Annotated in this window: 4 protein-coding genes and 1 pseudogene; all 5 read left to right on the forward strand. The window is 72.4% G+C overall.

The window, feature by feature from the left end:
• Positions 1–785 (forward strand): SDR family NAD(P)-dependent oxidoreductase (locus tag G6020_RS08340; protein ID WP_182610306.1); only part of this gene is annotated, 785 nt, incomplete at its 5' end.
• A gap of 26 nt (positions 786–811) precedes the next feature.
• A complete protein-coding gene (locus tag G6020_RS08345; protein WP_347237843.1) occupies positions 812–1,816 on the forward strand; it encodes a pirin family protein in 1,005 nt (334 codons plus the stop codon).
• Positions 1,817–1,818: 2 nt separating this feature from the next.
• Positions 1,819–2,274 carry a carboxymuconolactone decarboxylase family protein gene (locus tag G6020_RS08350; protein WP_179525957.1) on the forward strand — a complete coding sequence of 152 codons (456 nt, stop codon included), beginning with the start codon at positions 1,819–1,821 and terminating at the stop codon, positions 2,272–2,274.
• Between the two features lie 71 nt (positions 2,275–2,345).
• Positions 2,346–3,743, forward strand: coding sequence for a sigma 54-interacting transcriptional regulator (locus G6020_RS08355; RefSeq protein WP_179525956.1), 1,398 nt, complete (start codon positions 2,346–2,348; stop codon positions 3,741–3,743).
• Positions 3,744–3,825: 82 nt separating this feature from the next.
• Positions 3,826–4,886, forward strand: a pseudogene (locus G6020_RS08360) (hypothetical protein); the annotation flags it as partial.

The following is a 4,886-nucleotide window of genomic DNA, read 5'->3' on the forward strand; positions in this document are numbered from 1 at the left end:
CCGACCTCAGCGCACCCCCGGGCGGCGCGGGGATCACGCCCGTGGCGGTCGACGTGACCGACTCCGTGTCGCTCCGGGCGCTCGCCGATCGGGTCCGCGCGGACCACGGCCGCCTGGACGCGGTGGTCACCTTCGCCGGGATCCTGGGGATCGGGCCGCTCGCCGAGACCGACCCCGAGCGGGTCCAGCAGGTGCTCGACGTGAACGTCATGGGGACCGTCCGCACCGTGCACGCGATGTTCGACCTGCTCCGCGCGAGTAGCGGACGGGTGGTCCTCATCAGCTCGGAGACCGGCCCCCAGCACGGGATGCCGATGAACGGCGCCTACGCCATGAGCAAGCACGCCGTCGAGGCCTACGGGGACTCCCTGCGGCGCGAGCTCATGTTCCTCGGCCTCGACGTGGTGCTCATCCAACCGGGCCCGTTCCGCACGGGGATGACCGCCTCGATCCGGCGGCGCTTCCAGGAGTCGACGCTCCCGGGCTCGCCCTTCGCCGCCATGGCCGCCGTGATGGGGGAGATGGCGGCGGGGGAGGACGACAAGGCCACCGATCCCCGGGTCCTGGCGGAGGCCGTCTGGACCGCCGGGACCACCGCCCGGCCCCGTCACCGCTACGCCGTGAAGTGGGACCTCGGCCGCAGACTCCTGGACCACCTCCCCGTCCCGGTGGTGGACAGGGCGCTCACGCTGGCACTGGGCGGCAGGATCAACGCCAAGCGGCTCGAACTGCGGCGCGAGGCGGCGGACACCCTCAGTGCCGCCGACGCGGAGGTGCGGCCGTGAGCAACCTCGACGCCCGTCCGGAGGAGATCGAGTGCGAGGCGGGCGGATCGCCCGGTGGACCCGAACCCGGGGGCGCCGCGGTGGAGATCATCACCTCCCGTGACGTCCCGCTCGGCGGGCCGCGGGCGATGACGGTCAGGCGGACGCTCCCGCAGCGACAGCGCTCCCTGATCGGCGCCTGGTGCTTCGTCGACCACTACGGGCCCGACGACGTCTCGGCCACCGGCGGCATGGACGTGCCCTCGCATCCGCACACCGGACTCCAGACCGTCAGCTGGCTCTTCGAGGGCAACGTGACCCACCACGACTCCGGTGATAACCACGCGGTGGTCCGGCCCGGCGAGGTCAACCTCATGACCTCCGGGGCGGGCATCTGCCACACCGAGGTCTCCACCCAGGACACGGGTGTGCTGCACGGGGTGCAACTGTGGACGGCGCTCCCCGAGCGGGACCGTGAGAGCACCGGCCGACGGTTCGAGCACCATGTCCCCGAGGCGGTGGAGTACGAGGGCGGATCCGCCCTGGTCTTCATCGGGTCGCTGCTGGGCTCGTCGTCGTCGGTCACCACGTTCACCCCCCTGCTCGGCGCGGAGCTCCGCCTGGATCCCGGCGCCCGGCTCACCCTCGACGTGGACCCGGAATTCGAGCACGGACTCCTGGTGGACGCCGGCGACATCACGCTCGAGGGCGTGACCGTCGCACCCGCCCAGCTGGGCTACACCGGTGTCGGCGAGACCACCCTGACCATCCACAACACCGGATCCACCCCGGCGCGGATGATCCTCATCGGCGGTACGCCGTTCGGTGAGGAGATCGTGATGTGGTGGAACTTCATCGGTCGCGGCCACGACGAGATCGTGCGCTACCGGCAGGAGTGGGAGGACGGGTCGGACCGCTTCGGCCGGGTCGACGGCTACATCGGGAGGAACCCCGACGGGCTCACCCGCCTCCCCGCGCCCACCCTGCCCGGCAGCGTGCTCACGCCGAGGGCGAACCCGGCCGCGCGGGCGCGGGCCGGGGAGGAGGTCTGATCGTGGGTGTCCCGCAGCTGGACCGTGCCCAGCGTGAGGTCTACAAGCAGCTCGTCCGCACGGCGGTCGCCTCCCGGGAGGCGTCCACCGGTGCCGGGCTGGAGGAGTCGCTGCTCGAGCTGGTCAACATCCGTGTCTCCCAGCTCAACGGCTGCGCGGCCTGCCTGGCCACGCACGTGCCGGCCGCCCGGAAGGCAGGGGTCTCGCAGGAGCGACTGGACCTGCTCCCGGCGTGGCGGGACATCGACGAGTTCGGCGATCCCGAACGGGCCGCTCTCCGTCTGGCGGAGACGCTCACGCGCCTGGACAGCGTCGACGAGCGCGGGGCGGCCACGGCCGCCGCCGCCGAGCACTTCGACGAGGACCAGCTCTCCGCGCTCGAGTGGTCGATCGTGTTGATCAACGCCTTCAACCGGGTCTCGATCGCCAGCGACCACCGGGTGCGCATCGAGGACTGATCCCGGGCCCGGGCGGGGTGCCGGGCCAGCGCCGGGAGCACGGGAGCCGCATCGGGACTACCGTGGGCGCTGTGAGCGAGAAGCCGGACGTCCAGACCCTCGGCGAACTGCGCGCCGCGGGGTACACCAGCCGCAGCCTGCGCGAGGAGATGCGCGAGAACCTCCTGGCGGGCCTGGCCGCGGGCCGCGATCCCTGGCCGGGGATGCACGGATTCGACTCCACGGTCATCCCGCAACTGGAGCGGGCGATCATCGCGGGCCACGACATCGTCCTGCTGGGCGAGCGCGGACAGGGCAAGACCCGCCTGCTGCGCACCCTGGTGGGACTGCTCGACGAGTGGTCGCCCGTCGTCGAGGGATCCGAGCTCGGGGAGGACCCGCTCGCGCCGATCACCACGGAGACGCGGGACCGGGTCACCAGGGAGGGGGACGCCCTGCCCATCGGCTGGCGACACCGGACCGAGCGGTACGTCGAGAAGCTCTCCACCCCGGACACCTCCGTGGCGGACATGATCGGCGACGTCGACCCCATGCGGGTGGCCGAGGGACGGCGCCTGGGCGACCCGGAGACCATCCACTACGGACTGGTGCCCCGCGCCAACCGCGGCATCGTGGCGCTCAACGAGCTCCCCGACCTGGCGGAGCGCATCCAGGTGGCCCTGCTCAACGTCATGGAGGAGCGGGACGTCCAGATCCGGGGTTACGTGCTCCGGTTGCCCCTCGACGTGCTGGTGGTGGCCTCGGCCAACCCGGAGGACTACACCAACCGCGGCCGGATCATCACCCCGCTCAAGGATCGTTTCGGCGCCGAGATCCGCACGCACTACCCGTTGGACCTGTCCGACGAGATCGAGGTCGTGCGGCAGGAGGCGGACCTCACGGCGGAGGTCCCGGACGCCCTGATGGAGCTGCTCGCCCGGTTCACCCGCGAACTGCGGACGTCGGACTCGGTCAACCAGGCCTCCGGCGTGTCCGCGCGCTTCGCGATAGCCGGCGCCGAGACCGTCGCGGCGGCGGCCAGGCGTCGCGCCGCCGTCCGCGGGACCGACGACCCCGGCGAGGCGGTGGCGAGGCTGGTCGACGTCGACGCCGCCGTGGACGTGCTCCGCGGGAAGATCGAGTTCGAGCCGGGGGAGGAGGGCCGCGAGCCGGAGATCCTCCGCTATCTCCTGCGCAGTGCCACCGTCGACGTGGTGCGCGAGATGTTCCGCGGTCTCGACCTGGCCCCGCTCGTGGAGGCGTTCGACGGCTCGGTGACCCTGACGACCGGCGCCAGCGTGACCGCGGCGGAGTTCCTCGAGGCCCTGCCCGAGCTCTCCGAGCCGGGCCTGTACGACCAGATCGCCGAACGCGCGGGCGCCACGACGGTGGGGCAGCGGGCCGGGGCGATCGAGTTCGCGCTGGAGGGGCTCTACCTCTCGCGGCGTCTGTCCAAGGAGACCGGGGACGGCGCCGCCGTCTACGGCTGACACCCCGCGGTGGCCGTACCCGCCGACCGGCCGATGAGGTCGACGGTGAGGGCCGGGACGCCGCCGGAGCAGGAGGTACGCGATGTCGCGAGATGAACCCCGCGCGCGGTACGGCCGCTACGTCGGCGGCCCCGACCCGCTCGCGCCCCCTCTCGATTTGTCCGAGGCGCTCGACGCGGTGTCCGACGGGGTGATGTCCGGATACTCGCCCGAGCAGTCGATGCGCGAGTTCCTGCGTCGGGGCGGACGAGGCCAGACCGGTCTCGACGACCTGGCCGGCAGGGTGCAGCGCCGTCGCCGTGAACTGCTCGAGCGAGCCCACCTGGGCGGGACCCTGGAGGAGGTGTCCGAGCTCCTGGACAAGGCCCTGCTGGCCGAGCGTGGGCAGCTCGCCCGGGACACGCAGATGGACCCGATGGATCGCACCCTGCGCGAGATGACGATCGAGAACCTCCCGGACTCCCCGGCCGCGGCGGTCGGGGAGCTGGCCGACTACGACTGGGCCTCCACCGATGCCCGCGAGGCCTACCGCCGGATCCAGGACCTCCTCGGGGCGGAGGCGCTCGAGTCGCGGTTCGCCGGCATGAAACAGGCCCTGGAGAACGCGACCGACGACGACCGGGCGGCGGTGTCGGAGATGCTCGCCGACCTCACCGAGTTGCTCGACAAGCACGCTCGCGGGCAGGACACCCCCGAGGACTTCGAGCGCTTCATGGACAAGCACTCCGACTCCTTCCCGGAGCAACCCGCCGACATCGACGAGCTCATCGACGTCCTGGCCAGGCGCGCGGCGGCCGCGCAACGCATGATGCGGTCGATGACGCCGGAGCAGCGGGAGGAGCTGATGGCGCTCTCGCAGCAGGCGTTCGGCTCGCCGGAACTCATGGAGCAGCTCGGGCGCCTCGACGGCCTGCTCCAGTCGCTCCGGCCCGGCGAGGACTGGGACGGCTCCGCGGACTTCTCCGGCGAGGAGGGGCTGGGATTCTCCGAGGGCGCGGCGGCCATGGCCGAGCTCGGCGACCTGGACCGTCTCGCCGAGCAGCTGGCGCGGGGCGGTGAGGGCTCGCCCCTGTCCGAACTGGACCTCGAGGCCGTGGCCCGTCACCTCGGTGGCGAGGCCGCGGTCTCCCTGCGCACGCTGGC

This window comes from Dietzia sp. B19 (genome assembly GCF_014145155.1).
In the GTDB taxonomy this organism is placed as follows: Bacteria; Actinomycetota; Actinomycetes; order Mycobacteriales; family Mycobacteriaceae; genus Dietzia; species Dietzia natronolimnaea.